Origin of the sequence: Haloplanus sp. (assembly GCF_028275055.1) — an archaeon.
In the GTDB taxonomy this organism is placed as follows: Archaea; Halobacteriota; Halobacteria; order Halobacteriales; family Haloferacaceae; genus Haloplanus.
On record NZ_JAQCNJ010000074.1, the window covers coordinates 1 to 3,210 of the forward strand.

A 3,210-nucleotide genomic window follows, 5' to 3' on the forward strand; every position below is an offset into this window, starting at 1 on the left:
CGGGCTCGCCGTCGGCCGTGGTCAACTCGCCGGTGATCGTCTCCGTCGCGGTCGACCCGTCGCCGCCGGTCCCGTCCTCCAGCGTCGGCACGGAACCAACGTGGAAGGCGTTTCGCGTTTCGGTGTAGTACGCGTCGCCTCCGGTGTCGCTGACGAGCGTGGCGAAGTGGAGCGTTCCGTTGTAGTCGCTGGCGTTGACCGTCGCTTCGAGCTCCTCGACGTCTTCCTCGGTCGTGACCGTCACGTCGTGCTCAGTCCAAGTGCCGCTGGGGTTGACCGTCTCGTTGGAGAACGCCGGAGCGTCTACGTCGCCGGGAGCGGTGAGTATGCGAGCGGTGCTGGCGTTGACGCCATCGCTGCTGTCGACGTCGACGCGAATCGTGACGTTTCCGGCGTCGACCCGGTTGTACCGGTCGGCGTCGGCGATCTCGACGCTCTCGATCCGCGGCGGGGTGTTATCGCCGCCCTCCGTGTACGTGACCAGCGTTTCCGTTCGGGTCTCCGTCGAGAGGACGCCGCTCGGGTTCCGACCGAGCATGCTGACGGCCACCTCGTCACCGTCGGTGAGATTCATATCAAGGAATCTGGAGAACGAACCCTGACCGGTTCCATTTGCCACCACATCATCGTTGACTGTCACCGCATACGGGTTATTCAAGTAGGCGTTATTACCCTCCTCAAGTGCCCTGTAATCGAGGCGGTGTGGCGGCTGATCGGCCGCAAACACGCCGTGAACGTCGAGGCTACTCGGGCCGAGAGTTAGAGACACGTCACCGGTGGTCGGGAGACGCTGGAATGCCGCTTCGAACTCCTCTCCACCGGAGGGGTTCTCGTACCTTTCGATTTGCCAGAAATCACCGGAATTTGTCCGTGCGTTTACCGCGATATCAGCAGTCCCGGAGATATGTACTCGCTGTGAAACGCGGTCACCGACATCCCAGACGTAACCCGGTGAGATGGCGTCGTCATAGCGATTCGACGAGGAGTACAAGAAGAGTCCGTAGTCTTCTCCCTTGGCAGTCCGAAGGTAGCTGCTGTTTACTGTTGCGAACTCATCTGGCTGGACCGCGTACTCGACCGGGTCCGTCACGTCGAGAACGTGGTAGACATCGTCCACGTCGAGATCGGCACCGGTACCGTGTTGACTGCTCGGTGCAAAGGTATGCGCCACGCTCGCATTTATTCGGCTATCCGGCGTGAATCGGACCGTTTTCGCGTTCGTACCGCCGTAAGGACCGCTCCACGTTATATATGAATTCTCGATCCGGAACTGGGCGCTCGGCGTTACCTGGACCGATCTGACGCCTCCATCGAACGCGGAGCCGTTCAGCGTGACGGGTACCGTCGCCGATTCGTTGAGCGTTACAGTCTGTGTTCGGGAGACGTTCACCCATTCCGCGGTGGAGATCGGCTGATTGGCGTCCTCGTCGAAGCCCGCGGAGTGAACAACGTAGTTCTCTCCCGTGGCGAGGAACGTCGCAGTGCCGTCCTCACCGATATTCGTCGCCGTCGTCTCGTCACCGGACGCGATCCAAACCGGGTCCCCATCGACAGAGCCGCCGTCGCTGAAGGCCGTCTTCTCGACGGTGACGCGCTTCCCGGAGACGAATCCGAAGACCGCGCGGTGACGGTCGTCGGTCCGGTTCTCGACGAGCACGATTTCGCCGGCGTACGACCCGCCGTCCACGTCGGTGGCGACGGAGTAGTTCAGTGTGGTCGATTCGCTTCCGTTGAGCTCGATCCGGTCGCGTTCGACCCACGGTGTCTCGCTCGCAGTCCCCTCGGTGACATCGGTCATCGACGGCTCGACGAGTAGCTCGACCGACTCGTTCGTCGGATTCCCGACGGTCAGCGTTCGGTTGACGTACGGCTCGTTGCCGACGACGCCGAGGCTCTCGCTTGCGTTGGTGAGAATGAGGTCGGGCGAGACGGCGGCGCTCGCGTTCACCCGTCCGGTCCCTTGCGCGAACGCGTCGGTCGGGGAGTCCACACCACTGACGGGCGCGTCCGTCGTCGACAGCAGCGTGTTTCGGACGCGGTCGGGAGTGGCGTCCGGATCGGCGTCCAGCATCATGGCCACGACGCCGCTCACGTGCGGCGTCGCCATGCTCGTTCCACTGTATTCGACGTACGGATTCGGCGTGTCGCTGGCCGCGGTCCCACCGGCATTCGCGGCGGTGATGCCGACCCCGGGCGCGACGAGGTCGGGCTTGATTATCCCCGCCGTCGTGGGGCCCCGTGAAGAGAACTCCGCGATTTTACCCGTCAAACTGTCCGTAGCGCCGACCGCAATACTCGACGGTGCCAGCGCGGGCGAGCCGATCGTCCGGCGGTCGGGACCGGCGTTTCCGGCGGCGGCCACAACGACGGTCCCGTTCGATTCGGCTTTGTTGACGGCATCGACGATCGGATCGTCGATATCTCCCGGACCGCCAAGGCTCATCGAGATGACATCGGCGCCGTTCGTGTCGGCGTACTCAATGCCCTCAATAACTTGGGAGATCGACCCGCTGCCGTCGTCGCCGAGCACTTTCACGTCCATGATAGCGGCGCCAGGTGCGACGCCGGTGAAGTTCCCGTTGGCCGAACCGTCGCCAGCGATCGTGCCGGCGACGTGGGTCCCGTGGCCGTCGCGGTCCCCCGTTCCGTCGCCGGTGAAGTCCTCCTGCTTGACGACCGCGTCATCGAGGTCTGGGTGGTCAGCGTCGACGCCGGTGTCCAGCACGGCCACGGTCACGCCGGACCCGTTCACGTCGTACTGTTGACGGGCTAGTTCACCCGCGATCGCCTCGACGGACGTGTTCAGCGACGCCTCGACCTCGTAGTCAAGATGGACGGATTCGAGCCCGTACTCCCTGTCCAGTCGGTCTAGCGCGGTCTTGCCGGCACTTTTGTCGACCGTCGCGGCGCTCGCACCGATAGCGTCGAGCGAGCGCGCGTCAGAGAATCCGGAGATGGCGTCCATCGTCCCGACCGCCGATGAACTCGAGTCAGCCACGTCGACGATGACGGGAATCGCGTCGGTCTCGGCGTCGGTCAGCCCCTGCTCGATGAGGAGCTCATACTCACGGCCATAAGTACGTGAAGACATCTGGAACTTCGATCCGATCGAGTACAGAGAGCGCAGCATCACGAAGATCGTCGAGCGTGTCGAACAGACGGTTGCCAAGCTCTTGATTAAGCTGTCGCCAACACTCTTCCGCGGGGTTC

1 protein-coding gene and 1 pseudogene are annotated in these 3,210 nt (G+C 63.3%); both read right to left on the reverse strand.

The window, feature by feature from the left end:
• Nucleotides 1-3,091: S8 family peptidase (locus tag Q0925_RS09915; RefSeq protein ID WP_299334868.1), on the reverse strand; the 3,091-nt coding region annotated here is incomplete at its 3' end.
• Nucleotides 3,066-3,210 (reverse strand): annotated as a pseudogene (locus Q0925_RS09920) (IS630 family transposase); the annotation flags it as partial. The pseudogene Q0925_RS09920 and the gene Q0925_RS09915, both read right to left, overlap by 26 nt.